The following is a 25,138-nucleotide window of genomic DNA, read 5'->3' as shown; positions in this document are numbered from 1 at the left end:
CGCCCGGTGGCCCTGAGGCCGCCGGGCGCTTCCGCGCGTCGGTCAGGCGGGCGCGACGGCCCGCGAGCGCCGCATGGTGAGCACGTACTCGACCAGCGAGATCAGCACGTGCTTCGTGGACTCCCGGTTACGGGCGTCGCACGGCACCACCGGCACGTCGCGGGAGATCGCCAGTGCGTCCCGGACGTCCTGCGGATCGTGGTACTGCATGCCGTCGAAGCAGTTGATGGCCACCAGGTACGGCAGCCGCCGGTGCTCGAAGAAGTCGATGGCGGCGAAGCAGTCGGCGAGCCGCCGGGTGTCGACCAGCACCACCGCGCCGATCGCACCCCGGACCAACTCGTCCCACATGAACCAGAACCGCGTCTGACCCGGCGTACCGAACAGGTACAGGATCAGATCCCGGTCGATCGAGATACGACCGAAGTCCATCGCCACCGTGGTCGTCGTCTTGCCCGGCACCTGCCGGGTGTCGTCGACGCCGACACCGGCGGAGGTCATGATCGCCTCGGTGGTCAGCGGCGTGATCTCGGAGACCGAGCCGACCAGCGTCGTCTTGCCGACGCCGAACCCACCGGCGATAACTATCTTCGCCGACGTCACTCGGCCGCTCGGGGCCGGCGGCCGGTGCGACATGTCAGAGCCTGCGAAGTCCACTCAGCACCCTCTCCAGCAGTTCAGTGCCCACCGCGTCGTCGGAGTCGTCCAAAATGGTCGGCTCGTGGACCGCGACCAGGCCGTCCGTCGCCATGTCGGCGATGAGCACCCGGGCCACGCCGAGCGGAAGCTGCATCCGCGCCGCGATCTCGGCGAGCGACTGCACACGTCCGTCACACAACGCGGCTATGTACTGGTGTTCACGACCGTGGCCACCATTGCCAGTGGCAACCGCTCGGCCGCGCACCGTCGTCTCGACGAGTGCCTCCAGGGCGATGTCGAGCCGAGGGCGGGTACGACCGCGGGTGACGGCGTACGGCCGGACCAACGCGCCGGTCGGCTCGTCACGATCCACCATTTCGCCGCTCACCTCCCTCGTACCCGGCACCGGCTCGCCCCGGTGACATTCGTCGCTGTCGTTGTCGTTCCCGCACCTGACCCACCGGCCAGCGCGTCATTCAGCCCATCATCCCCACAGCCGTGCGCGGCTGCGGCGTCAGGGCATCGCCCACCCGGTCCACGAGCAGGGCCATCTCGTACCCGACCTGACCCACGTCGCAGCTCCGCGCCGCCAGCACCGCGAACGACGAACCGTCGGAGATGGACATCAGGAACAGGAAGCCGTTGTCCATCTCGACGACTGTCTGCAACACCGCCCCGCCCTCGAAGCAGCGGGCCGCGCCCTGGGTGAGGCTGACCAGACCGGACGCGATCGCGGCGAGCTGGTCGGCGCGGTCCCGCGGAAGGTCACGGGACGAGGCGAGAAGCAGGCCGTCGGCCGAGACCGCGACCGCGTGCGCCACACCGGGCACCCGGTCGGCGAAGTTGGCGAGCAGCCATCCGAGATCCTGCGTAGTAGTCATCCTTGTTGCTCCTTCTGCCCGCTCCCGGCCACCGGGCCTGAGCCAGACTGCGAGGACTGCTGCCCGCCCGGAGTGCCCTCCGGGCCGGTCGTGTTGCTGTCGGTGTTACGCCCGCGCTGCACGCCCCGATGGTAGGCCGAGAGCAGGCCCCGGACGCCCTCCGGCGTCCGCCGCTGCACCGACGCGGAAGGCTTTTCGATGCTGCCCGGCACGAGCTGCGCCATCGGCTTCCGCTTCGGCAGGCCCTTCTGGGTGGTCTCCGCGACCGGCACCTCGGTGGCCGCCGAGGCGGCGCGCCAGCCGTCGTCGGCCGCGGTCTGCCACGGGGAGGAGGCCTGCGGCGACGCGGACGGCTGCCGGGTGGGCAACCCGCCGGTGTACGCGGGACGGGTGTTCCCGTTCGCCGCGCCGTTGTCACGCGGTGCTCCGCCGGCCGTCGGAGTTTGTGCCATCGGTGTGTTACCTGTCGTTGCGGGTGTCTTCTGCGGCACGGGCCGGCCGGCCGTGTCCACCTTGGCGAACTGCTGGGTGGCGGCGCCGCCGTTCGTCGTCGCGGCCGGTGCCGCCGACTCCTCGTTGGGCCCGGGCCGGCGGGTGCGGAACCACGCCGACTCCAGCTCCCGGAAGATCGGCAGCTCCATCGTCTCGTCCGCGTACCGCTGTCGGTTGCCCTGCTGCTGCGGCGCGGCCGGGCGTGCCGCCGGGCGGTTCGCCGCCGGTGCCTCGGCCGGCCGGCTCGCGGCCGGAGCGGCGGACGGCTGGCCGGCCGCCTGCTGCGGGGTGGCCGGAATCTCCGTGCGCGGCACCCGGGGCAGCTCGGTGGTCATGTCCATGCCGCCGGTGGGCCGTTCCGGCGCCGCCGGAGCCGGGGCCGGCGTGACCGGCGGCCAGACCGGCGGGGCGCTGACACCCGGTGCGGGCATCGGACGTGCCTGCGGCTGGTTCGCCGGCGGCGCGGAGGTCGGGTACCCGGCGGCGGGCTGTCCGGACACCGGCGCGGGGTGCCCGGAGACGGGCGCGGCCGAGACCGGCCGGTACGGCAGCGGGTCACCGGAGACCGGCGCCGCGGAGACCGGGCGGCCCGAGAACGGGTCACCGGAGACCGGCGCGGCCGATACCGGCCGGTACGGCAGCGGGTTACCGGAGACCGGCGCGCCGGAGACCGGGGGCAGCGGCGGGGCCGACACCGGCGGGACCGGCGGCGCGGAGACCGGCGGCGGGCTGTAGGGCCGCGCCTCCGGGCTGCTCGGCAGCTGGCGCGGGATCGCCGGCTGCTGCCCGGTGCTGCCCGGGTCGCCGTCGGCCGGGTTACGCCGCTGCGGCAGCGGGTCCGTCGACTGGCCGTTGGGCCGGCCGTCGAATACGCCGTCGCCGCCGGACGGGCTGGCGCCGGTCAGGTCGGACCAGGCCGGCATGGCACGGCCGCCACCGGCGTTCGCCGGGGTGCCCGAGCCGTTGCGCGGCGCCGGGTCGAACGCGCGTCCGCCGAGCGTGACCTGGTTGCCCGAGGAGCCCGGGTGGGGCGCCGGCGGCAGGCTCGGCGGGTTGTTGTTGCCGAAGGCCGCCAGGGCGCCGAAGGCCGGTGCCGGGCCGTTCTGTTGCGGGCCCGCTGCGGGCAGGGCCGGTCCGGGCAGGCCACGGCCGGCCAGGGCGCGCGGCACCAGGACCGAGGTCGGCAGCGTCACGTCGGCGACGGTGCCCCGGTCGGCGCCCGGCCGCAGCTCGACCCGGACGCCGTGCCGGGCGGCCAGCCGCGCGACCACGACCAGGCCCATCATCCGGGAGACCGCGACGTCCACCTGCGGCGGCGTGGCCAGCCGCTCGTTGAGGTCGCGGAGCTGCTCCGGGCTGATGCCGATGCCGCGGTCCTCGACATAGAGGGAGGCGCGGTCGCCGACCCGCCGGGCCTCCACCATGACCTGCGAGTCCGGCGGGGAGAAGGCGGTGGCGTTGTCGAACAGCTCGGCGACCAGGTGCACGAGGTCGTTGACCGCGTGGGCGGCGACCTCGATGTCCCGGTCGATCACGCCGAACTCGATCCGGGTGTAGTGCTCGACCTCGGACTGGGCGGCGCGGAGCACGTCGATCAGGGCGGCGGGCTCGCGCTGCACACGGGTGGAGTCCGCACCGGCGAGGACCAGCAGGTTCTCGTCGTTGCGGCGCATCCGGGTGGCCAGGTGGTCGAGCTGGAACAGCTCGGCCAGGCGGTCCGGGTCCTCCTCGCCGCGCTCCAGCCGGTCGAGGTGGCCGATCAGCCGGTCGACCAGGATCTGCGAGCGGCGGGCCAGGTTGACGAACATGGTCGCGACCGACGCCCGCAGGGCGGCCTGCTCGGCGGCGGTGCGGACGGCCTCCAGGTGGACCGCGTTGAACGCCTCGGTCACCTGGCCGAACTCGTCCTTGCTGCGTACCGGCAGCGGTTCGGCGATCTGGTTCGCCAGCTGGACCGGGGATAGCTGGCCGGTCACCTGCGGGTCACGCAGCCGGGCGACCGCCTGTGGCAGCCCGTACTGGGCCACCGCCAGGGCGCCCTGGCGCAGGTCGCGCAGCGAGCGGGCCATCGAGCGGGCCACCAGGTACGCGAACAGGATGGCCAGCAGCAGCATGGTGAGCAGCAGGCCGGTCTCCAGGAACACCTGGCGCTGGGTGTCCGAACGCAGCGCGTCGGCCTGGCGGACCACGTTGCCGTCGAGCCGGGCCTCCACGGTCCGGATCAGCTTGGCGTTGGCGACCATGGTCTGGTCCCACTGGTCCGCCCCGAACGGGGCGTTCTCCATGGAGCCGTTGTTGTTGCCCGAGACGAAACTGGTGAAGCGGTCGGCCTTGCGCAGGTCGGGCCCGGAGACGGTCTGCTCGTAGAACAGCTTGTCGGGCTCGGTGGCGACCGCCTGGAACGTCGCCAGCGACTGCGACTGGCCGGTGCCGCTGGCGATGAACTGCTCGCGCAGCGCGGCGGTGTACTGGTTCTGGGTGAGCGCCTGGTGGACGACCACGCGGCGCTGGGTCAGGTATTCCTTCTGCCGGGCCACGGCGGCCGACGCGCGCATCCGGTCGCTCAGGTCGTTGTTGCCGGCGAGCTGGGTGGCCGAGTCGCGGATCGCGAGCAGGTCCTCGATCAGCTGCCGGTACGCCTGGTCGGCGTCATTGATCTTCAGCTTGCCGTTCAGCACCTGGCTGCGGGTAGCCGGAAGGTCCTTCAGCTGGGTGTCGATCGTGTCGAGCAGCCCGACGAAGTTGCGGGGCAGGTCGTCGATCTCGCCACGCTGCCGCAGGTACGGCGACTTCGCCTGGTCCACCCGCTGGTTGGCGCGGTTGTAGCCCTCCTGGTACTGCGCCCGGGTCTGGAACTCCTTCGCGCCGAGGAAGAGCACGGCGCCGACCCGCTCGTCCTGCACGGTGTCGACCAGGTCACCCGAGTAGCCGATCAGGTTGGCCAGATCCCCCGCCCGGTTGGCATTGTTGAGCGTCTCCAGGTGGTCGACCAGACCACTGGTGCCCACCACGACCGTGGCGATGGTCGGCACGATCATGATCAGACCGAGCTTGGACCAGATCGGCATATCGCGCAGCCGACTCATCGGCCGGCGCAGCCGCGACAGGAAGGAGCCCGCCGTCGTTGGCCGTTTGCTCACGTCACCGCCCTCGCATTACTGCGCCCCGCGTCACCCTGAGGGCAACGCCGAGCGACCGACCCGGCGGGTCGGACCTCCGAGATTCCATCACGCCGCTCCGCAAAGAGAAAGACCAGGTTGTCCCTCACCGGAGGTGTGATGAGATGTTGATGCAATTTGATAGCAATCCGTCTGGCCGGAGTCACTGAAGGTAATGGAACACCCGCACCGCGTCGTCTTGCTCGCCGGCCCCTCCGGGTCCGGAAAGTCATACATAGCCCAGCGAACCGGACTTCCGGTGCTCTGCCTAGACGACTTCTACAAGGACGGCGATGACCCTACGTGTCCGCGTCGAAACGGACAGGTGGATTGGGAGTCCCCCTTGTCCTGGGATTCGGACACGGCGGTGCAAACAATCGCCCGACTGGCTCGTGAGGGCAAGGCCGAAGTGCCGGTTTATGCGATCGGCGCAGACCGTCGGGTAGCCACCCGGCCATTCGATGTCGACGGATCGCCAATCTTCGTCGCCGAGGGGATCTTCGCGGCCGAGATCGTGGCCGAGTGCCGCCGGCTGGGGTTGCTCGCCGGGGCGTACGCGCTGCGCCGACCGCGCGGCGCGACGTTCCTGCGCCGCCTCGCCCGGGATCTCGCCGAGCAACGCAAGGCACCCCGGGTGCTGCTCCGGCGCGGGGTCGCGCTGCTGCGCGCCGAGCCGGCCGTGCTGCGCCGGCAGACCGGGCTGGGCGCCGAGGCGGCCCGGGCCGGCCAGGTGCTGCGCGGGGTGGCCGCACTGCTCTCCGGCCACCCCCGCCAGTCGTGATCAGCCGATCAGCTCGGCGTACGCCGGCTTGATCACCTCGTCGATGATCCGCAGCCGCTCGTCGAACGGGATGAAGGCGCTCTTCATCGCGTTGATGGTGAACCACTGGAGTTCCTTCCAGCCGTAGCCGAAGGCCTCCACCAGCAGCGTCATCTCCCGCGACATCGAGGTGCCGCTCATCAGCCGGTTGTCGGTGTTCACAGTCACCCGGAACCGCAGGTCGCGCAGCAGCCCGATCGGGTGGTCGGCGATCGAGGCCGCCGCGCCGGTCTGCACGTTCGACGACGGGCACAGCTCCAGCGGGATGCGCTTGTCCCGCACGTACGCGGCCAGCCGGCCCAGCACCGGCGGGTTGCCCGGGGTGATGTCGTCGACGATGCGGACGCCGTGGCCGAGCCGGTCGGCGCCGCACCACTGGATCGCCTGCCAGATCGACGGCAGGCCGAACGCCTCACCGGCGTGGATGGTGAAGTGGAAGTTCTCCCGCTGGAGGTACTCGAACGCGTCCAGGTGCCGGGTGGGCGGGAAGCCCGCCTCGGCGCCGGCGATGTCGAAGCCGACCACACCGGTGTCGCGGTGCCGCACGGCCAGTTCGGCGATCTCCTGCGAGCGGGCCGCGTGCCGCATCGCGGTGAGCAGCGTGCCGATCCGGATCGGGGTGCCCGCCTCGGCGGCCAGCGCGCTGCCCTCCCGGAACCCGGTGACCACCGCGTCGACCACCTCGTCCAGGGTCAGGTTCTGCTCCAGGTGCTGCTCCGGCGCGAACCGCACCTCGGCGTAGACCACGCCGTCGGCGGCCAGGTCCAGCGCGCACTCGCGGGCCACCCGGCGCAGCGCGGCAGGGGTCTGCATGACCGCCACCGTGTGCGCGAACGTCTCCAGGTAACGCTCTAGCGAGCCGGAGTTCGCCGCCTCGGTGAACCAGACGCCGAGCGCCGCCGGGTCGGCGGTGGGCAGTTCGTGGCCGACCTCGGCGGCCAGCTCGACGATCGTCGCGGGCCGCAGGCCGCCGTCGAGGTGATCGTGCAGCAGCGCCTTCGGGACCTTGACGATGTCCTCGTACGAGATTGCGACCATGCTCAGACCCTAGTCACCCCCGGTACGGGCGCGGCGGTGGACCGGCGCGGTCAGGGTCGCCAGCCGTACACCCGCTCCACCGCGAGCCGCAGGACCACCCGCCCGTCGGCCACCATGGCGGCCCGGTAGTCGGCCCAGTCCGGGTGCTCGCCGCGGATCCGCCGGTAGACCTCGACCAGTTCGTCGACCGTCGCGTCGTCGGTGGCCGCAGCGGGCGGGGTGAGCGTCACGGTGCCCTCGGCGACCGCGTACGCACCGCCGTCGGCGGTGGTCACGTGGAAGCTCGCCCGGGGGTCGCGGCGCAGGTTGCGCACCTTCGCCCGGTCGCCGGTGGTGGAGCAGCGGATCAGGCCCGGTTCGGCCAGGTAGTCGAGGTTGGACAGCTGGGGACGGCCGTCCCGGCGCAGCGTGACGAGCACACCGCGCCCGCGCTCGCCGAACAGCTCCCACAGCCGCGCGCTCATGCGGCAACCCGCAGCGGCGCGAGCGCGGCGGCCAGCCGGACGAGCTGGTCGAGCATGAGCGCGGCGGCCTCCTCGCGGCCGGGGTCGGATCGCAGCTCGCCCGCCTCGTCCAGCGCCTGCCGCAGGAAGACGACCACCTGGTCGTTGACCGGGGTCATGTTCAGCGTGGTCACCACCTGCTTGATCATCTGCACCGCGCGCAGACCGCCGGAGGTCATGCCGTAGCTGACGAAGCCCACCGGCTTGTGCTGCCACTCGTGGTAGAGGTAGTCGATCGCGTTCTTCAGCGGCGCGCTGAAGCCGTAGTTGTACTCCGGCATGACCAGGACGAAGGCGTCCGCGGCGTCGATCTCGGCGCTCCAGGCGCGGGTGTGTTCGTGCAGGTAGACCCGCTCGGACGGGTGGTGCGGCTCGTCGTGGAAGGGCAGCCCGATCTCGGCCAGGTCGAGGAGGCGTACCTCGTCGAAGCCGGCGTGGCGGACGGCGGCCGCGGTGAACCAGTCACCGATGCGGCGGCCGACCCGGCCGGGGCGGGTGCTGGCGACGACGACGGTCAGGCGGGGCATGGTGAGGTCACTCCTGTCGGGGCGGCGGCCGGGGCCGGCGTGGTGAGTCGGGGAACGAACCAGGCGACGATCGGCCCGATGCCGATCGCGTAGAGCAGGGTGCCGGGGCCGACGGCGCCGCCGAGCAGCCAGCCGACGGCCAGCACCGTCACCTCGATCGCGGTGCGGGCCGGGCCGAGCGGCAGGCCGCGGGCGGCCAGGCCGGTCATCAGCCCGTCCCGCGGGCCGGGGCCGAGGCGGGCGCCGAGGTAGAGCGCGGTGGCGAGGCCGTTGAGCAGGACGCCCGCGGCCAGCAGGCCGATCCGGCCGGCGAGCGGGGCGACCGGCGGCAGGAGCGCCAGCGTCGCGTCGAGGGCCAGGCCGACGAGCGCGACGTTCGCCACCGTGCCGACGCCCGGGCGCTGCCGCAGCGGGATCCACAGCAGCAGCACCAGCAGCGCCACGCCGTTGACCAGCAGGCCCATCGGCAGGCCGGTGCGGTCGGCGAGGCCCTGGTGCAGCACGTCCCAGGACGCGAGCCCGAGGTCGGCGCGGACCATCAGCGCGACGCTGACGCCGAACAGGGCCAGGCCGGCGAACAGCCGCACCAGCCGGGACGGCAGTTTGGTTGACATGTCATCAACCTAGGCCGCGACTTGGTGACATGTCAACCAAACCGATAGGATCGGTCCGTGGACGAACCGCGCTGGCTGGACGAGCAGGAGGACCGCGCCTGGCGCGGCTACCGCCGCATGCGCCGCCTGCTCGACCTGGAACTGGCCCGGGAACTGATGCAGGACGCCGGCCTCTCCGAGCCCGACTACGACGTCCTGAGCGACCTCTCCGAGACCCCGGAACAGCGGCTGCGGCTCAGCGAACTGGCCGACCGGATGCTCTGGTCCCGCAGCCGCCTGTCCCACCACATCTCCCGCATGCAGCAACGCGGCCTGGTCAGCCGAGAGGAGTGCGCCACCGACGGCCGCGGCTCGGTCGTCGTGCTCACCCCGGCCGGGCGCCGGGCCGTCGAGGCCGCCGCGCCCGGGCACGTGGCGGCCGTCCGCCGGCACCTGATCGACCGGCTCACCCCGGCCGAGGTGGCCGCGCTCGGCACGCTCAGCCAGCGGGTGATCGGCCACCTCACCGGCCGCCTCCCCGGCCGACCGGAGACGGAGGACTGAGCCGTGGACGACCGCGTCCTCTCCCGGCTGCGCTGCCCGGTCTGCGCCGAGCCGCTCACCGAGACCACCGCCGGCACCGCACGCGCGCTGCGCTGCCCGCGCGGGCACAGCTTCGACATCGCCCGGCAGGGGTACGTGAACCTGCTCGCCGGCCGCGCCCCGCACACCGGGGACAGCGCCGAGATGGTCGCCGCCCGCGCCGGGTTCCTCGCCGCCGGTCACTACGACGCCGTCGCCGCCGCGCTGGCGAGCACAGCGGTACGCGTCGCGGGCGTCGACCCGTACCCCCTGGTGGTCGATGCCGGCGCCGGGACCGGGCATTACCTCGCGGCGGTGCTGGCGGCGCTGCCGGACGCCGCCGGCCTGGCCCTGGACGTCTCCAAGCCGGCGCTGCGCCGCGCGGCCCGGGCGCACCCGCGGGCCGCCGCCGCGCTGGCCGACACCTGGCAGCGGCTGCCCCTGGCCGACCGGTCCACCGCCGTACTGCTGAACGTGTTCGCGCCGCGCAACGGCCCGGAGTTCCACCGGGTGCTCGACCCGGGCGGCGCGCTGCTGGTGGTCACCCCGGCCGCCGACCACCTGACCGAACTCGTCGACGCGCTGGACCTGCTGCGGGTGGACCCGGACAAGGCCGACCGGGTCGCCGGCAGCCTCGGCGCCCACTTCGTCGAGGAGTCCGCGACCGGGCACCGGGCCCGGCTCGCGCTGACCCGCGCCGAGGTCACCACGCTCGTCGGGATGGGACCGAGCGCCTGGCACGCCGACCCGCAACGGCTCGCCGCGCGCATCGCCGCGCTGCCCGACCCGGTGCCGGTCACGCTCTCCGTCCGGCTCGGCGTGCACCGCCCGCGCTGACGCGGCTCAGGTGGAGAGGTCGACCTCTTCCCAGCCCGGCGGCTCGTCGTGGTACGGCCCGCGCAGCACCACCGCCCACTCCAGCGCCCACCGGCGCTGCCCGATCGCGTTGGCGTCCACCAGACCCGGCAGCGCGCCGCCGGCCTTCTCAGTCTCGAGGTACGCCCAGTCGAGGCAGTAGTGCAGGTCCAGCAGCGCCGCGGCGTCACCGGGATGCTGCGGCGCGGCCAGGATCCGGGCCCGCCACTGGCCGAACGTCTCCCCCGCGACCAGGTTCGGCATCCGTTCGACCAGCCGCTCGTCCACCGGCACCGTCGGGTCCAGTTCCTTTGCCAGCCCGAGCACCCAGGCCAGCGAGAACAGCGCGTCGTGGTGCAGCACGAACGACCTGTGGTCGCCCCGGCCGCCCATCACGAACTGCCACTCCGGCGGCGTCACCGAGTCGACCAGGTGCGACTCCAGCAGCCAGCTCATCGCCGCCTGCGCGGGCATCCCGAAGCAGCGGGCCAGGATCACGTGCAGCACCGCGATCCGGGCCTCGATCTCCGGGGTCGGACGCAGCTCGATCTCGTCGCCCGGCTCCCACACCAGCGGGAACTGCGGCGGTGGCAGCGGAAGACCCAGCCGGGACAACTCGTCCAGGCTCGCCTCCCGGACGGCCCGGGGATCGGGAGCGGGTACGCGCACGGTCAAGCCCCTGTCTGCTCACCTCGGCTCGTCGCCGGCCGATCCCCCCTGGCCTGGGAGGATAGCGGCTCCCGCCGGGCCGGCACCACGGCCGTCCCCGGTCAGCCGATCCGCTCGACGACCAGCGGCGTCGCGTCCGGCGCGTCCGGCGCCACCCGCACCGCGCGGCGCGCCTCGTCCAGCGCGGCGGGCATCCGCTCGGCGTGCTCGGCCCGCAGCTCGAACAGCGGGTCGCCGACACGCACCCGGTCACCGCGTCGCTTGTGCAGCACCACACCCGCCGGGATGCTCACCGGGTCCTCCTTGCGGGCCCGGCCCGCACCGAGCCGCCACGCGGCCACCCCGATCGCGTACGCGTCGATCTCGGCGACCCAGCCGTCCTCGGTCGCGGTGAACAGCTCGACCTCGTTCGCCGTCGGCATCGGGGCGTCCGGGTCACCGCCCTGCGCCCGGATCATCGTGCGCCAGGAGTCCATCGCCCGGCCGTCCCGCAGTGCCGCCTCCGGGTCGGCGTCCGGCAGGCCGGCCGCGTCGAGCATCTCCCGGGCCAGCGCCAGCGTCAGCTCCACCACGTCGGCCGGACCGCCACCGGCGAGCACCTCCACCGACTCGGTCACCTCGACCGCGTTGCCGACGGCCAGGCCGAGCGGGGTGGACATGTCGGTGAGCAGGGCGACCGTCCGGACGCCGTGCGCGCCGCCCAGCTCGACCATGGTGCGGGCCAGTTCGCGGGCGTCGTCGACGTTCTTCATGAACGCGCCGGAGCCGACCTTCACGTCGAGCACCAGCGCGCCGGTCCCCTCGGCGATCTTCTTGCTCATGATCGAGCTGGCGATCAGCGGGATCGCCTCGACGGTGCCGGTGACGTCGCGCAGCGCGTACAGCTTGCGGTCGGCCGGGGCGAGCCCGTCGCCGGCCGCGCAGATCACCGCGCCCACGTCGCGGAGCTGGGCGATGAACTCGTCGTTTGTGAGCGCCGCCCGCCAGCCCGGGATCGACTCCAGCTTGTCCAGCGTGCCGCCGGTGTGGCCCAGGCCCCGGCCGGACAGCTGCGGCACCGCCGCGCCGCACGCCGCCACCAGCGGGGTCAGCGGCAGGGTGATCTTGTCACCGACGCCGCCGGTGGAGTGCTTGTCGACGGTCGGCCGGGACACCGGCGACAGGTCGAGCCGCTCGCCGCTGGCGATCATGGCGGCCGTCCACCGGGCGATCTCCGGCGCGGTCATGCCGCGCAGCAGGATCGCCATGGCCAGCGCCGACATCTGTTCGTCGGCGACCAGGCCCTTGGTGTACGCGTCGACCACCCAGTCGATCTGCCCGTCGCTCAGCACACCCCCGTCCCGCTTCGCCCGGATGACGTCAACCGCCGTAAAAGCACTCACTTCTCAAGATCCAATCAATTTGATCGCGCGTGGCCGCACCGACCCGCGAACGGTGACCGTCGAGGAATCGGGCCGACCGTGACCGGCGGAGGGATCAAGCCTGAGCGTCCGCCCGGAGCCGGGCACGGTCGGCCCGATTCCCCCACCTCAACCACCCCAACGGGACGGAATCTCCGAAGGAGGCTCACCCTCACCAGCCCAGAAGATCGTCCCCGAAGCGTCCACCACGACCACGCGCGGCGTCCGCGCCAGCCCCCACTCGATCGCCTCGGCCGGGTCGTCCCAGGTCGAGCCCTCCTCCAGCACGCCGGTCTCGGCATCAGTGGTGTCACCGGACGACCGCTCCCAGTACGTCGTCCAGACCTGCTGCCCGGCGGACAGGTCCGGGTGCACGAACACGGTGCCCCGGCCCCGCCAGGCGGCCAGCCGGTCCGGCACCACAGGCACCGGATGCTCACCGGTCACCGCCTCGATGTCGGCCACGTCGAAGGCGTGCGGCAGCAGCTCCGCCATCCGCAGCGGTCCGCCCTTCGCCTCGACCAGGCACTCCGGCCCACCCTGCTCCCAGAGCAGCTGCCGGCACCTGCCGCACGGCATCAGCGGCTCACCGGTGGCGTCGACGCAGGACAGCGCCACGATCCGGCCACCGCCGGTCGCGTGCAGCTGCGAGACCACGCCGCACTCGGCGCAGAGCGTGACGCCGTAGCCGGCGTTCTCCACGTTGCAGCCGACCACGACCCGGCCGTCGTCGACGAGCGCGGCGGCACCCACCGGGAACTTCGAGTACGGCACGTAGGCGTGCCGCATGACCTCGGTGGCGGCGGTACGCAGCCGCTCCCAGTCGATCTCCATCACAACCCCCATTCTGCCCAATCAACGCCGATCGGTCGCGGGTGCGGCCGGAGACGACGATGCCCGGCGGGTCGCCCCGCCGGGCACGGTGTCGCGGCGGGCGGTCAGCCCTTGATGTACGGCTTGCCGTCGGCGGCCGGCGCCCGGACCTTGCCGACCAGCCCGGCCACGGCCAGGATCGTCGCCAGGTACGGCAGCATCGCCAGGAACTGGCTCGGGATGCTGCTGCCGATCGCGCCCAGGTAGGTGGCGAGCTGGTCGGCGAAGCCGAAGAACAGCGCCGCCAGCAGCGCGCCGGTCGGGCTCCACCGGCCGAAGATCAGCGCGGCCAGGGCGATGAAGCCCTTACCGCCGATCATGTTCTTGGTGAACGAGTAGAGCGCCAGCGTGTACGAGGCGCCGCCGACACCTGCCACCAGACCGGCCAGGATCACGTTGCGGTAGCGCAGCCGCAGCACCTTCACGCCCAGCGTGTCCGCGGCGGTCGGGTGCTCGCCGACCGAGCGGGTCCGCAGGCCCCACCGGGTACGGAACAGCGCCAGGTGGATGACGAGCACCAGCAGCAGGCCGACGTAGAGGAAGATGTTGCCCCGGAACAGCGCCGGGCCGAGCAGCGGGATGTCGGACAGCAGCGGAATCTCCCAGTTGCCGAACCGGGGGGCGCTGTTGTACTTCGCCGCGTCGGTCTGCATCAGCCGCTCGTACAGGAAGCCGGTGATGCCGACCGCCAGCAGGTTGAGCACGATGCCCATGACCACCTGGTCGACCAGGTAGCGGATGGAGAACACGGCCAGCAGGAACGAGATGAACGCGCCACCGATGGCGGCGGCCACCAGGCCCACCCAGACGCTGCCGGACATGCTGCCGAACAGCGCGCCGGAGAAGGCGCCCATCAGGAGCTGGCCCTCGATCGCCACGTTCACCACGCCGGAACGCTCGCAGAGCACACCGGCGAGCGCGCCGAAGATCAGCGGCAGGGCCAGGATGAACGTGCCGCGGACGACGTTCACCAGCGGCATGAAGTTGCGGCCCTCGGGCGCGGCCGAGACCTGCCAGCACAGGAAACTCAGCACGAAGGCGACCAGCCCGGCGCCGAGCAGCAGCGTGAACCAGCGCTTCGGCACCCCGGCCAGCAGCGCGCCTCCGGCCGCGGCGGTGATCAGCCCGAACAGGATCGCGCCGACCGTACCGTTGATCTCCAGGGCGGCCCCGCCCTCGGTCTCGCTGAGCGTGAACCGCGCGTGCTGGTCGGTCGCGAGCGCGCCGAACAGCACCGCCGCGAGCACACCGAGCGCCAGCAGGACCGCGCCGATCTTCCGGTTACGGGTCCAGAAACCCTCGTCGACCGCGGTAACGGCGACCTCGGGGACAGCGGTGGTGGACATGCTCACCAGCCCTTCGCGAGGCTCGTCTGCAACCGGGCGGCGCGGGCCGCCCGGAGCTGGAAGATCGTCTTCACCAGGGCAGGCGCGGCGATGAAGATGACGATGAGCGCCTGGAGCACGGTGACCAGTTCCAGCGAGATGCCGGAGTACGACTGCATCCGGTTGCCGCCGGCCTGGAGCGCGCCGAACAGCAGCGCGGCCAGCAGCACGCCCCACGGCTTCACGCGGCCGAGCAGCGCGACCAGGATGCCGTCGAAGCCGATCTGCGCGATCACCAGCGGGGTCAGCGCGGTGGCGGTGGTGCCGAGCACCATGGTCGAGCCGCCGAGACCGGCCAGCATGCCCGCGAAGACCATCACCAGCACGTACGTCTTGGTGACGCTGATGCCGGCGGTCCGGGCCGCGTCCGGGTTCGCACCCACGGCCCGCAGCTCGAAGCCGAGCGTGGAGCGGTTGAGCAGCCAGGCGATGAACCAGGTGGCCGCCACCGCGAGCAGGATGCCGGCGTGCACCCGCAGGTCGTCGCCGAGCAGGCGGGGCAGCTGTGCGGTGGACTCGACCGGCTTGCTGATCGCGTCCGCCCGGTTCGGGTTCTGCACCCCGTTCTGGACGATGATCCAGGACAGGAAGTAGACCGCCACGTAGTTGAGCATGATCGTGTTGATCACCTCGTGCGCGCCGGCCCGTGCCTTGAGGATGCCGGGGATGAAGCCCCAGAGCGCGCCGCCGAGCGCGCCGGCGATCAGCGCCACCAGCAGGTGCACGACGGGCGGCAGCGGCAGCGCGAAGCCGGCCACGGCGGCCAGGATGACGGCGATCGTGGCCTGGCCCTGGGCGCCGATGTTGAACAGGCCGCCGCGGAAGGCCAGCGCCACCGACAGGCCGGTGAAGACGAGCGGCGCGGCGTAGGTGAGCGTCTCCGAGATCGGGCTCAGGGCGGCGGTGAAGCCGACCGCGTCCGGGTCGAAGATCGCGCCCTTGAACAGGTTCGCGTACGCCTCACTGACCACCGTCCAGCTGGCGTTCAGCGCATCGGTGGGGCGAGCCGTGATGTAGCTGTAGGTGGCGAGCACCTCGGGGTCGGACACGATGATCAGCACCGCGCCGACCACCATGGCCAGCAGCACCGCGAGCACCGTCACGGTGAACGTGTTCGCCGCCCAGAGGTTTTCCAGGAACATCCGGCCCATGCTCGGACGGGCTTCTCCGGCCGGGGCCGGCTTCTTCGCGGTCGCGGTGGCGGGCACCGTCTGCTCGGTGTCACCGGCCGGCTGCGTCGGCGTCGCCCGCGCCTCGCTCAGCGACTCCTGCGCCTCGGTCGCCGGCTCCTTGTCCGGCGAGCCCGAGACGGGGTTCGGGTTGGTCATGCCTCGTCCTCGTTGCCAGGGCCGTCCTCGGTCGCGGTGGCGGCGTCCGGGGTGGCGGCGTCCGGGGTGATGCCGGCCATCAGCAGGCCGATCTCCTCGCGCGGGGTGTCCGGGCCGACGATCCCGATGATCCGGCCGCGGTACATGACCGCGATCCGGTCGGCCAGGCCGATCACCTCGTCCAGTTCGCTGGAGACCACCATGACCGCGGTGCCGATGTCCCGCTCGCGGATCACCCGGCTGTGGATGAACTCGATCGAGCCCACGTCCACGCCCCGGGTGGGCTGGGCGGCGATGAAGAGCTTCAGCGGCCGGGACAGCTCCCGGGCCACGATCACCTTCTGCTGGTTGCCGCCGGAGAGCGTGCCGACCGCCGCGTCGGCCGAGGAGGTACGGACGTCGAACTGCTCGATCCGCTCCCGCGCCGACTTCGCGATGGCCTCGGGCTTGAGCGACAGGCCCTTGCCGAACGGCGGCCGGTCGTAGATGTCAAGCACCAGGTTCTCCGCCACGGAGAACTCCTTGACCAGGCCGTCCACGCTGCGGTCCTCCGGCACGTAGCCGACGCCGGCGCGGAGCACCTTCTTGGTCGACCAGCCGTGCGTCGGCTGGCCGTCGAGGGTGATCGTGCCGGCGAGCACCGGGCGCAGGCCCATGATCGCCTCGATCAGCTCGGTCTGGCCGTTGCCCTGCACGCCCGCGACGCCGAGCACCTCGCCGGCGTGCACGGTCAGGTCGACACCGTCGACCGCGCGTACCTGCCGGTCGTCGTCCACGACCAGGCCGGCGACCTCCAGGACCGGCTTACCGGGGGTGGCCGGCTTCTTGTCCACGGTCAGCCGGACGCTGCGTCCCACCATCAGCGCGGCCAGCTCGTCCCGGCTGGCGCTCGGCTCGGCGGTGCCGACGGTCTTGCCGCGCCGGATCACCGTGATCCGGTCGGCGATCGCCTTCACCTCACCCAGCTTGTGGGTGATGAACACGAGCGACTTGCCGGCGGCCTTGAGCGACCGCATGACGGTGAGCAGTTCCTCGGTCTCCTGCGGCGTGAGCACGGCCGTGGGCTCGTCGAGGATCAGCAGGTCGACGTCGCGGGTGAGGGCCTTGACGATCTCCACCCGCTGCTGGATGCCGACCGGCAGGTCCTCGATCACCGCGTCCGGGTCGACCCGCAGGTTGTACCGCTCGGAGACCTCGGCGACCTCGCGCCGGGCCCGCCGCCGGTCGAGGATCCCGGCGAAGGGCCCCTTGACCTGCTCGGCGCCGAGCATCACGTTCTCGGCCACGGTGAAGACCGGCACCAGCATGAAGTGCTGGTGCACCATCCCGATCCCGGCGGCGATCGCGTCCGACGGGCCCTTCAGCTTCAGCGGCTTGCCGTCGACCAGGATCTCGCCCTCGTCCGGCTGGTAGAGGCCGTAGAGCACGTTCATCAGGGTCGACTTGCCGGCGCCGTTCTCGCCGACCAGGGCGTGGATCTCTCCAGGCTCCACCGTCAGGTCGATCTGGTCGTTGGCGACCAGATCACCGAACCGTTTGGTGATGCCGCGCAGTTCGAGTCTCAGCGCAACCTCCTGGAGTGCGAGCGATGGTGCAGCGTAGCGACCTGCCGCGCCGCCACCACGCCGGGTGGGGATGTCGGGGGGAGTCAAGCTGATCGGCCGCCCCGGCGCCGGGGGTACCTTCCCCGTTGCGCCGGGACGGCCGGATCGTCAAACCTGGTGTCCGCCGGCCCCCGCTGCCGATGATCGCACCGCGGCGGCCGGCGGGACTGTCACTTGGTCGGCTGGGCCTTCGAGGTGACGGTGATGGTGCCGGCGGCGATGTCCGCCTTGATCTTGTCGACCTCGGCCTTCAGGTCCGCCGGGACCTTGCTCTCGAAGTCGTGGTACGGGGCGATCGAGACGCCGGTGTTCGCGAGCGTGCCCACGAAGCCCGGGGTGGACTGCAGCTTCTCGCCACCGGCGGCCTTCAGCACGGCCTCCTTGACGGCCTCCGGGATGTTCTTGACGACCGTGGTCAGGATCGCCGAGCAGTCCGGGGTGCTCTCGCAGCCGTCGATGTCGACCCAGACGACCGAGTACTTGCCGCCCGAGGCCTTGGCCGCGGAGGTGGTGCCGAGACCGGCGCCACCGGCGACCGGCATCACGATGTCGGCGCCCTGCGCGACGAGCGCGTCGGAGACCTTCTTGCCCTCGTCCTGCTTCTCGAACGAGTTGGCGAAGGAGCCCTTCTGGGCGGCCTTGTCCCAGCCCAGGACCTGGACGTTCTTGCTCTTGGCCTTGTTGTAGTACGCGACGCCGTCGGCGAAGCCGTCCATGAAGATGGTGACCGGCGGGATCGGCAGGCCACCGTAGGTGCCGACCTTGCCGGTCTTGCTCATCCCGGCGGCCAGGTAGCCGGCCTGGAACCCGGCCTGCGCGGTGTCGAACTGCATCGGGTAGACGTTCGACACGCCCGGGTTGGCGTCGACGATGCCGAACTGCTGGTTCGGGTTCTTCTCAGCCGCCGCCTTGGTGGCGTCCGACATCAGGCCACCGACGGCCAGGATGAAGTCGCACTTCTGGTTGACGAACCCGGTCAGGTTGACCTCGTAGTCCGCCTCGGCCTTCGACTGGACGTTCTTGATCTCGATCTTGTCGTTCTCCTTCTGCGCCTGCTGCAGGCCCTTCCAGGCCGAGGCGTTGAAGGACTTGTCGTCGATGCCGCCGACGTCGGTCACCATGCAGGCGCTGAACTTCTTGCCACCGTCGCCGCCGGCGTTGTTGTCGTCGTCCGGAGCCTCACCACACGCGGCAGCGCCCAGCACGAGTCCACCCGCCACGATGGCGGAGGCGATCCGCATCCCACGCACAGAGCGCAAGACGTCTCCTTCCCCTTGCGCACCGCGTCGTGCGCGGTGCACAGCCCTTCGCCGGCCTGCGGTGTGCCGCCGGCGTCCCACGTTACGGACGGGAGCGTACGCCCGCGCCCACCCACCGGCCGCCAATCGTGCACGACTGTTGAGCGTCCGTTACCCCGGCGTAACCCTTGGGTGGGGCAGGTCACTATCCGGCCGGTGGGGCGTGCGCGGTAGGTGTCGCGAACGTCCGTTTTCCCGAGCTTCCCCGACTGCTGGCGAACTAACGCCAGAACACCGCGACGGCTGCGTTGACCAGCGTCAACCCGACGATCGCGAGGAAATGGCCACGGTTGACGGTCTCCCGCTTACGGGAGAAGAAGACCATGACGAAGATGAGCAGCGCGAGCACCAACTTGGTAACAAGTTTCGCCGGGGCCGGCTCGTCCCCGTCGCGCAGCGGAGCGGACAGCCCGATGCCGGTGAGGACCTGGATGATCGCGCCCCAGAGCATGGCGGCGTTGATCCGCAGCCGGCCGGTGACGTACTGGGCGATCCCACCACCGAGCAGCAGCGCGAACCCGATCAGATGGACGTAGAGAAGAATCAGTCGAAGAGCTTCCACGCGCCCCATCCTCCCTCACCAACGACGCAACGTAGTAGTCACCCCGCCGACCTGCCGTCATACCGTGACCCCCCTCCCCGCGATCTTGCAGTCTCCGCCCCGAAATAAGGGACGAAAGCCGCACGACACGGGCCGAAACCGCAAGATCGACGGGGCGGGGGCGCGGGATCAGCGCAGGCGCCAGACCTGGAAGGTGGGGCCGTCCGCAGGGAGCGTTACCGCGCCCTCGGCGTCGGGGTGGAGGGCGGGGGCGTCGCCGTAGACGTTCTCTCCGGCTCCCACGCCGGTCAGGTGGACCGGGGTGCCTGCGGCTCGCCTCGCCAGCACCAGCACCGTCGACGTGGGCGCCTCGCGCAGGAAGACCAGCGTGTCCGCGTCCGCGTGCACCCACCGCAGGCCGCCGTGCCGCAGCGCCGGCTCGTCGCGGCGCAGCGTCAGCAACGACCGGTACGCCTCGAACGTGCGCCGGTCCCAGCTCTCCGGCCGGTGCCACGGCATCGGGGTACGCGAGCCCTCCCCGTTCGTACCGGTCAGGCCCAGCTCGTCCCCGGCGAAGACCACTGGCGTGCCGGGCATTGTGGCGAGCAGTCCGGCCGCCACCTCCTGCCGGGCCGCGTCGCCGACCACGGTGCGGATCCGGGCCGAGTCGTGCGAGCCGAGCAGCTGCCACGAGTGCGTGTACGAGCGCCACGACACCAGCGACCGGTAGGTGTTCATGGTGGCGAGCACCGCGTCCGCGTCGCGCCGCCGTACCCCGCCCGGGGTGCCGAGGAAGTTCGGCACCGGGTCGTCGCCGTGGCGCAGCCAGGACCAGACCGGGTCGGTGAAGCCGACGTAGTTCATCGTCCCGTGCCAGCCGTCGCGGTCCAGGTCACCGGTGTGGTCGTGGCCGTGCTCGGCGAGCAGCAGCCCGTCGGGGCGGGTTTCGGCGACCACCTCGCGCAGCAGCCGCGCCACCTCGTGGGTGTACGCGTCCGCACCCCGCCGCCCGGTCATGTTCGCCACGTCGACCCGCCAGCCATCCAGCCCGTACGGCGGGCGCAGCCAGCGGCGCAGCAGCGAGTCCTCGGCGGTGGCGAACCGGCGGCGCAGTTCCGCGCTGCCCCAGTTCAGCTTCGGCAGCGACTTCACCCCGTTCCACGACTCGTAGTCCGAGCCGGGCAGGTCGAAGTAGTACAGCTCGCGTTCCGGCGCGTTGACGTCGGAGACGGCGGCGGTGAACCAGTCGTGGGCGTCGCCGGTGTGGTTGCTGGTGATGTCGCCGAGCAGCCGCCAGCCCCGGGCGTGCACCGCGTCGGCGAGCCGGGCCAGCGCCGCGTCGCCGCCGAGCAGCGGGTCGACGGTGTCGAAGCTCGACGCGTCGTACCTGTGGTTGGAGCGCGCCGGGAAGACCGGCGTGAGATAGACGGTGTTGACGCCGAGCCGGTCCAGGTGGTCCAGGTGCTCGGTGACGCCGTCGAGGTCGCCGCCGTAGAACTGGCGGGGCGTCTCCGGGCCGCGGCCGACGACCGGGGTGTCCCAGTCGCATCCGATGGCCCAGTCCGGCACGGTCCGGCCGTCGGCGGCGGCCGAGCGGGCGAACCGGTCCGGGAAGATCTGGTAGATCACCGCGTCCCGCGCCCAGGCCGGCGGCGGGGCGTAGCTGACCAGCTTGAAGTCGCCGTTGTCCGGCACGTCGTGGCCGGACAGCCCGGCCGCGTTGAGCCAGCGGGTGCCGCGTTCGCCGTCGAGCAGGAAGCGGTAGTTGCTGACCGGGTTGCGGACCTCGACGTCGGCCCGCCACCACACGTCGTCGCCGTCGGTGCGGTCGACCCGTGCCTCGGCGAAGCGGGGTTCACCGTCGCCGGTGGTGCGCACGTGTACCTGGGAGACGCCGGTTCCGGCCGGTACCCGGACGAAGACCGGCACGGTCTGCCCGAGCGCGGGCTCCTGCTCCGGGACGTAGGTGGCGGAGCCGTCGTGGTGCGGCTGAAGGGACATGGTGCTGCCTTTCGCGTCGTACCGACAGGGAGAGGGGGCGGGCACCCGCCGCGGCCGGTTCACCCGACCGCGGCGGTCCGCCCGAGAACCGCTCCGGTGTACGCCGACACGACGCCCTTGCCGCAGCGTGAGCCGAGGAGGCTCAGCCCTTTACCGCTCCGGAGGTGAGTCCGGAGACGATGTAGCGCTGGAGCAGCTGGAACACCAGCACCGTCGGGATCGCGGTGAGCAGCGTGCCCGCCGCGAACATCCCGAAGTTGTTGTTGCGCTCGCCGGCCACCAGGCCGTACATGCCGACGGCGAGGGTCTTCGCCTCGGGTTCGGTGAGGAACACGTTGGCGATGATGAACTCGTTGATCGACCCGATGAACGCGAGCAGGCCGGTCACCGCCAGGATCGGCGCCACCAGCGGCAGCATGATCCGGAAGAAGACCTGCACGTGCGACGCGCCGTCCATGGTCGCCGACTCGTCCAGCTCCTTCGGCAGCGTGTCGAAGAAGCCCTTCATCAGCCAGGTGTTCGCGCCGAGCGCGCCACCCATGTAGAGCAGGAACAGGCCCCACGGGGTGTTGAACCCGATCGACGGGTAGAGGTCGGTGAGCGTGGTGAAGATCAGGAAGATCGCCACGATCGCCAGGAACTGCGGGAACATCTGGATCAGCAGCAACGCGAGCAGGCCGACCCGGCGCCCGGCGAAACGCATCCGGGAGAACACGTACGCCGCGAGCGACGACAGGAAGATCGACGCGAAGCTGGCCACGCCCGCCAGCAGCAGCGAGTTGAGGAACCAGTGGCCGAACGCGGTGTTGTCGAACAGGTTCGTGAAGTTCTCCAGCGACGCCCCGGTCGGCAGCAGCTCGGTGGAGGAGAGCGTGCCGAGCGGGTTGAACGCCGCCGAGATCACGAACAGGATCGGGAAGAGGCTGAACGCCACCGCCAGCACCCCGACCAGGTGCCGCCAGCCCACCTGGGCGAACCAGCGGCCACGCGAGCGGCGGGCCGGCTTACGGGTCGCAGTGGGTGTGGGCGTCTCCGCGATGGTGGTCACGAGTACACCTCCTCCTGCTTGCGGGTCCGCCGGAAGCTGATCGCCGACACCGTCGCCACGATCGCGAAGATGAAGATCGAGACGGTGGCGGCCAGGCCGAACTCGGCGCCCTGCGCGCCGAACGCGAGCCGGTACGTGTAGGTGATCAGCAGGTCGGTGGCGCCGTTACGCGGATTGTCCGGCGCGAACGGGCCGCCCTCGGTGGTGAACAGGATCGCGTTGACGTTGTTGAAGTTGAACGCGAACGACGCGATCAGCAGCGGCGAGAGCGCCACCAGCAGCAGCGGCAGGGTGACCGCGCGGAACGACTGCCAGGGTGACGCGCCGTCGACCGAGGTGGCCTCGGTCAGCTCCCGCGGGATGGCCTGCAACGCGCCGGTGGCCACCAGGAACATGTACGGGTAGCCGAGCCACAGCTGCACCAGCAGCACCGCGATCCGGGCCGACCAGTTGCCGCCGAACCAGTCGACGTTCAGCCCGAACAGGTTGTTGAGCAGGCCGAAGTCGGTGTTGAACATGTCCCGCCAGATCAGCAGCATGGCGAACGACGGCATGGCGTACGGCAGGATCAGCAGGATCCGGTAGAAGTTGGTGCCGCGCATCCGGGGTGAGTGCAGCGCGAGCGCGATCGCCATGCCGAGCAGGAACGTCAGGCCGGTGGAGCCGATCGCGAACGCGAAGTTCCAGGCCAGCGTGCCGAAGAACGGGCCGGAGATGTTCGGGTCGGTCAGCACGGTGCTGAAGTTCTTCAGCCCGACGTCGACCTTCCAGCCCTGGGCGAGGCGCTCGCCGTCGGCGGCGACGAAGGAGCCGGACTTCTCGTCGGCGGTCCACGTCTTGCCGGTCTCGCTGTCCTTGACGCAGTCGCACGCGGGGTCGTACGCCCGGATCGCCTTGCCCTCGTACGCCCGGGTCAGGCCGTTGGAGCGGATGGCGCCCTCGTCGGTGGGCACGACGAGCGCGGTGACGGCGTCGCTGCGGCTGCTGGCCTGCCCGATGTTCAGCAGGGTGTAGCCGTCCGCGGCGGTGATCTTGCCGCTGAGGCTGCTCAGCTCGACGTCGGCGGCGTCGAGCTTGCGCAGCCCGTCCGCGTCGCCGGCGTAGACCTCCTTGGTCTTCGGGTCGCTGAGCAGGAAGACCAGATCACCCGTCGCCGGGTCGCCCTCGGTGGCGATGGTGAGGTTGTACTCGGTCGAGCCGGGCACCTGCTTCACCGAGGAGGTCTGCACGGCGACGATCGCGTCGTCCTTGCTGCCGCGGTGGCCGTCGCCGAAGTTCGTGAACGCGGTGCTCGCGGTGTAGAGCACCGGGAAGATCTGGAACGCGATCAGGAAGAGCGTGCCGGGGACCAGGTACTTGGCCGGGATGTGCCGACGGCTCAGGTAGAGGTAGAACAGGCCGGCGGTGGTGACCGCCAGGACGCCCAGCGCGAGCCAGTGCTCGGCCTCGATGAGCGGGAAGGCCGCCCAGATCGCGATCCCGGCCACCAGGCCGAGCAGGACCACCTTGACGACGAGGCCGGTCGCGGTGATCGGCGCGTGTTGCCGCGCGGTACGGGACGTGCGCGGGAGCCCACGGCGTACGGGCTCCCGGCCCGGGGCCTGCGGTGCAGACCCCGGGCCGGACAGCGGCGCGCTCATTACTTGATCTGACCCTGGATGGTCTTGCCGGCGGCCGTGATCGTCTTGGCCGGGTCGGCGCCACCGATGATGGCGGCCTCCGCCTTGCCGAACGGGTCCCAGATCGCGGCCATGGCCGGGATCGCCGGGAGGACCTGGCCGTTCTTACCGGCCTCGGAGAACTTGGCCAGGTCCGGGTCCTCGCCCTTGACCTGGTCGAAGGCGGCGGTCAGCGCCGGCGGGCGCGGCTCGGCCTTGTACAGCGCGACGGCCAGCTCGGGCTTGGTCACGTAGTTGGTGACGAACTCCTGCGCCAGGGCCTTGTTCTTGCCCTTCGCGGCCACGTAGAACGCCTGGACGCCCACGAACGGCTGGGCCTCCTTGCCACCGGCGAAGCCGGGGACCGGGGAGATGTCGTAGGAGATGTTGGCCTTCTTGGCGTCGGCCACCGCCCACGGGCCGGAGACCAGGAACGCGCACTTCTTGCCGGTGAAGGTGGCGATGGAGTTCTCGCCGGTGATGGAGCGCTTCAGCGCACCCTCGCCCTTCTCACCCAGCTTGGCGATCTTCTGGAAGGCAGCGATCGACTCCGGCTTGCCCACGCCCAGGTCCTTCGGGTCGTAGTCGCCGTTCGCCGCGGTGCCGAACAGGTAGCCGCCGCCCGAGGTGTAGAGCGGGTAGATGTGGTACGCGTCGCCGTTCTGGCCGGACTGCAGGCAGAGGATCTCGCTGGCCTTCTTCTCGGCCTTGAGCTTCTTGCCGGTGGCGACCAGGTCCTCGATCGTCTTCGGCGCCTCGGGGGCCAGCTCGGTGTTGCGGATCAGCGCGACGTTCTCGGTGGCGTAGGGCACGCCGTAGAGCTGGCCGTTGAACGTGACGGCCTTGATCGCGGTCTCGTTGAAGCCGGACTTCTGCTCGGCCGCGAGCTGCACCGGGTCGATGGCGCCGTTCTGGACCAGGTTGCCGATCCAGTCGTGCGCGCCGACCACGACGTCCGGGCCGCTGCCCTGCTGAGAGGCGGTGACGAAGTTGGTCTGCAGGTCCTTGGAGACGGCCTGGACCTCGACGGTCACACCGTTCTCCTTGCCGAACTCCTCGGCGAACGGCTTGAGGGCGGCCGTGCGCTTGTCGTCGGCCCAGATGACCAGCTTGCCGCCGGTCGCCTTGGCGGACTCGTCGGCGGCCGGCTTGTCGCTGCCGCTGTCACCACAGCCGGAGGCGGCGAGCGCCAGGCCGAGGACGGCGACCACACCCGCGGTACGGATGCGCATCGGTACTCCTGTC

23 protein-coding genes are annotated in these 25,138 nt (G+C 71.5%); 3 read left to right on the top strand and 20 right to left on the bottom strand.

Translation table 11 applies throughout. From position 1 onward, the window contains the following. Positions 1–42: 42 nt before the first annotated feature. From SM452_RS21205 to SM452_RS21190, 4 genes are all read right to left on the bottom strand, one after another. Positions 43–636 carry a GTP-binding protein gene (locus SM452_RS21205; protein WP_030501201.1) on the bottom strand — a complete coding sequence of 198 codons (594 nt, stop codon included), beginning with the start codon at positions 634–636 and terminating at the stop codon, positions 43–45. A 1-nt stretch (position 637) separates the two neighbouring features. Beyond that, positions 638–1,015 carry a DUF742 domain-containing protein gene (locus SM452_RS21200; RefSeq protein WP_036345708.1) on the bottom strand — a complete coding sequence of 126 codons (378 nt, stop codon included), beginning with the start codon at positions 1,013–1,015 and terminating at the stop codon, positions 638–640. 100 nt (positions 1,016–1,115) lie between these two features. Beyond that, the gene (locus tag SM452_RS21195) at positions 1,116–1,520 is read right to left on the bottom strand and encodes a roadblock/LC7 domain-containing protein (RefSeq protein WP_013283992.1); all 405 of its coding nucleotides are present in this window, start codon (positions 1,518–1,520) and stop codon (positions 1,116–1,118) included. Further along, complete coding sequence (locus SM452_RS21190) at positions 1,517–5,152, bottom strand: sensor histidine kinase (RefSeq protein ID WP_355506757.1); 3,636 nt, start codon at positions 5,150–5,152, stop codon at positions 1,517–1,519. Before SM452_RS21190 ends, SM452_RS21195 begins: the two co-directional genes overlap by 4 nt. Positions 5,153–5,684: 532 nt before the next feature. On the opposite strand from SM452_RS21190, the gene SM452_RS21185 reads away from it, so the two are divergent. Next, positions 5,685–5,951 (top strand): hypothetical protein, encoded by a 267-nt coding sequence (locus SM452_RS21185; RefSeq protein ID WP_228531240.1) that lies wholly within the window; start codon positions 5,685–5,687, stop codon positions 5,949–5,951. Here SM452_RS21185 and SM452_RS21180 read toward each other — a convergent pair whose 3' ends face one another. The 4 genes from SM452_RS21180 to yczE are packed head-to-tail and all read right to left on the bottom strand — an operon-like array spanning position 5,952 to position 8,672. Then, positions 5,952–7,028, bottom strand: a complete 1,077-nt coding sequence (locus SM452_RS21180; protein WP_357207849.1) for an adenosine deaminase — start codon at positions 7,026–7,028, stop codon at positions 5,952–5,954. A gap of 50 nt (positions 7,029–7,078) precedes the next feature. Beyond that, positions 7,079–7,492 carry a PPOX class F420-dependent oxidoreductase gene (locus SM452_RS21175; protein WP_013473968.1) on the bottom strand — a complete coding sequence of 138 codons (414 nt, stop codon included), beginning with the start codon at positions 7,490–7,492 and terminating at the stop codon, positions 7,079–7,081. Further along, positions 7,489–8,058: an NADPH-dependent FMN reductase gene (locus SM452_RS21170; RefSeq protein WP_355506759.1), complete on the bottom strand. Its 570-nt coding sequence runs from the start codon at positions 8,056–8,058 to the stop codon at positions 7,489–7,491. The genes SM452_RS21175 and SM452_RS21170 overlap by 4 nt, the downstream gene beginning before the upstream one ends. Then, positions 8,046–8,672 (bottom strand): membrane protein YczE, encoded by a 627-nt coding sequence (gene yczE, locus SM452_RS21165; RefSeq protein WP_262012595.1) that lies wholly within the window; start codon positions 8,670–8,672, stop codon positions 8,046–8,048. Before yczE ends, SM452_RS21170 begins: the two co-directional genes overlap by 13 nt. A 57-nt stretch (positions 8,673–8,729) precedes the next feature. Here yczE and SM452_RS21160 point away from each other — a divergent pair, with 57 nt between their 5' ends. Both SM452_RS21160 and SM452_RS21155 read left to right on the top strand, forming a co-directional pair. Continuing rightward, the gene (locus SM452_RS21160; RefSeq protein WP_463840540.1) at positions 8,730–9,215 is read left to right on the top strand and encodes a MarR family winged helix-turn-helix transcriptional regulator; all 486 of its coding nucleotides are present in this window, start codon (positions 8,730–8,732) and stop codon (positions 9,213–9,215) included. 3 nt (positions 9,216–9,218) lie between these two features. Next, the gene (locus SM452_RS21155) at positions 9,219–10,070 is read left to right on the top strand and encodes a putative RNA methyltransferase (RefSeq protein WP_355506763.1); all 852 of its coding nucleotides are present in this window, start codon (positions 9,219–9,221) and stop codon (positions 10,068–10,070) included. 6 nt (positions 10,071–10,076) lie between these two features. Here SM452_RS21155 and SM452_RS21150 read toward each other — a convergent pair whose 3' ends face one another. The 12 genes from SM452_RS21150 to SM452_RS21095 all read right to left on the bottom strand — a co-directional run bounded on the left by SM452_RS21150 (position 10,077) and on the right by SM452_RS21095 (position 25,125). Next, complete coding sequence (locus SM452_RS21150; protein ID WP_135243271.1) at positions 10,077–10,757, bottom strand: DUF4272 domain-containing protein; 681 nt, start codon at positions 10,755–10,757, stop codon at positions 10,077–10,079. A 101-nt stretch (positions 10,758–10,858) separates the two neighbouring features. Then, positions 10,859–12,139 (bottom strand): thymidine phosphorylase, encoded by a 1,281-nt coding sequence (locus SM452_RS21145; protein WP_262012597.1) that lies wholly within the window; start codon positions 12,137–12,139, stop codon positions 10,859–10,861. Positions 12,140–12,286: 147 nt separating this feature from the next. Next, on the bottom strand, positions 12,287–12,991 hold the full coding sequence (locus SM452_RS21140; protein WP_262012598.1) for a cytidine deaminase: 705 nt from the start codon (positions 12,989–12,991) through the stop codon (positions 12,287–12,289). 104 nt (positions 12,992–13,095) lie between these two features. Beyond that, on the bottom strand, positions 13,096–14,376 hold the full coding sequence (locus SM452_RS21135) for an ABC transporter permease (RefSeq protein ID WP_013283980.1): 1,281 nt from the start codon (positions 14,374–14,376) through the stop codon (positions 13,096–13,098). A 2-nt stretch (positions 14,377–14,378) separates the two neighbouring features. Then, positions 14,379–15,566 carry an ABC transporter permease gene (locus SM452_RS21130; protein ID WP_402809812.1) on the bottom strand — a complete coding sequence of 396 codons (1,188 nt, stop codon included), beginning with the start codon at positions 15,564–15,566 and terminating at the stop codon, positions 14,379–14,381. Between the two features lie 173 nt (positions 15,567–15,739). Further along, positions 15,740–17,395 (bottom strand): ABC transporter ATP-binding protein, encoded by a 1,656-nt coding sequence (locus tag SM452_RS21125; protein ID WP_315985911.1) that lies wholly within the window; start codon positions 17,393–17,395, stop codon positions 15,740–15,742. Between the two features lie 122 nt (positions 17,396–17,517). Beyond that, entirely contained in the window at positions 17,518–18,588 is a 1,071-nt protein-coding gene (locus SM452_RS21120) for a BMP family lipoprotein (protein WP_262012757.1), read from the bottom strand. A gap of 277 nt (positions 18,589–18,865) precedes the next feature. Then, complete coding sequence (locus SM452_RS21115; protein ID WP_128136717.1) at positions 18,866–19,207, bottom strand: hypothetical protein; 342 nt, start codon at positions 19,205–19,207, stop codon at positions 18,866–18,868. Between the two features lie 168 nt (positions 19,208–19,375). Further along, positions 19,376–21,187: a glycoside hydrolase family 13 protein gene (locus tag SM452_RS21110; RefSeq protein WP_463840539.1), complete on the bottom strand. Its 1,812-nt coding sequence runs from the start codon at positions 21,185–21,187 to the stop codon at positions 19,376–19,378. A gap of 142 nt (positions 21,188–21,329) precedes the next feature. Beyond that, entirely contained in the window at positions 21,330–22,235 is a 906-nt protein-coding gene (locus SM452_RS21105) for a sugar ABC transporter permease (protein WP_355506767.1), read from the bottom strand. Then, positions 22,232–23,875 carry an ABC transporter permease subunit gene (locus SM452_RS21100; protein WP_463840538.1) on the bottom strand — a complete coding sequence of 548 codons (1,644 nt, stop codon included), beginning with the start codon at positions 23,873–23,875 and terminating at the stop codon, positions 22,232–22,234. The genes SM452_RS21105 and SM452_RS21100 overlap by 4 nt, the downstream gene beginning before the upstream one ends. Beyond that, positions 23,875–25,125, bottom strand: coding sequence for a sugar ABC transporter substrate-binding protein (locus SM452_RS21095; protein ID WP_463840537.1), 1,251 nt, complete (start codon positions 25,123–25,125; stop codon positions 23,875–23,877). The genes SM452_RS21100 and SM452_RS21095 overlap by 1 nt, the downstream gene beginning before the upstream one ends. Between the last annotated feature and the right edge of the window lie 13 nt (positions 25,126–25,138).

The sequence above is a fragment of the Micromonospora sp. SYSU B005 genome (assembly GCF_055362685.1).
Note: the sequence above shows the minus strand (reverse complement) of the source record. Positions and strands in the feature narration are given on the sequence as shown.

What these genes read in the sequence shown, in the direction of transcription:
- SM452_RS21205 (WP_030501201.1), bottom strand. Translation starts at nt 636, where the DNA reads ATGTCGCACCGGCCGCCGGCCCCGAGCGGCCGAGTGACGTCGGCGAAG.
- SM452_RS21200 (WP_036345708.1), bottom strand. Translation starts at nt 1,015, where the DNA reads ATGGTGGATCGTGACGAGCCGACCGGCGCGTTGGTCCGGCCGTACGCC.
- SM452_RS21195 (WP_013283992.1), bottom strand. Translation starts at nt 1,520, where the DNA reads ATGACTACTACGCAGGATCTCGGATGGCTGCTCGCCAACTTCGCCGAC.
- SM452_RS21180 (WP_357207849.1), bottom strand. Translation starts at nt 7,028, where the DNA reads ATGGTCGCAATCTCGTACGAGGACATCGTCAAGGTCCCGAAGGCGCTG.
- SM452_RS21175 (WP_013473968.1), bottom strand. Translation starts at nt 7,492, where the DNA reads ATGAGCGCGCGGCTGTGGGAGCTGTTCGGCGAGCGCGGGCGCGGTGTG.
- SM452_RS21170 (WP_355506759.1), bottom strand. Translation starts at nt 8,058, where the DNA reads ATGCCCCGCCTGACCGTCGTCGTCGCCAGCACCCGCCCCGGCCGGGTC.
- yczE (WP_262012595.1), bottom strand. Translation starts at nt 8,672, where the DNA reads ATGTCAACCAAACTGCCGTCCCGGCTGGTGCGGCTGTTCGCCGGCCTG.
- SM452_RS21140 (WP_262012598.1), bottom strand. Translation starts at nt 12,991, where the DNA reads ATGGAGATCGACTGGGAGCGGCTGCGTACCGCCGCCACCGAGGTCATG.
- SM452_RS21135 (WP_013283980.1), bottom strand. Translation starts at nt 14,376, where the DNA reads ATGTCCACCACCGCTGTCCCCGAGGTCGCCGTTACCGCGGTCGACGAG.
- SM452_RS21130 (WP_402809812.1), bottom strand. Translation starts at nt 15,566, where the DNA reads ATGGGCCGGATGTTCCTGGAAAACCTCTGGGCGGCGAACACGTTCACC.
- SM452_RS21120 (WP_262012757.1), bottom strand. Translation starts at nt 18,588, where the DNA reads ATGCGGATCGCCTCCGCCATCGTGGCGGGTGGACTCGTGCTGGGCGCT.
- SM452_RS21110 (WP_463840539.1), bottom strand. Translation starts at nt 21,187, where the DNA reads ATGTCCCTTCAGCCGCACCACGACGGCTCCGCCACCTACGTCCCGGAG.
- SM452_RS21100 (WP_463840538.1), bottom strand. Translation starts at nt 23,875, where the DNA reads ATGAGCGCGCCGCTGTCCGGCCCGGGGTCTGCACCGCAGGCCCCGGGC.
- SM452_RS21095 (WP_463840537.1), bottom strand. Translation starts at nt 25,125, where the DNA reads ATGCGCATCCGTACCGCGGGTGTGGTCGCCGTCCTCGGCCTGGCGCTC.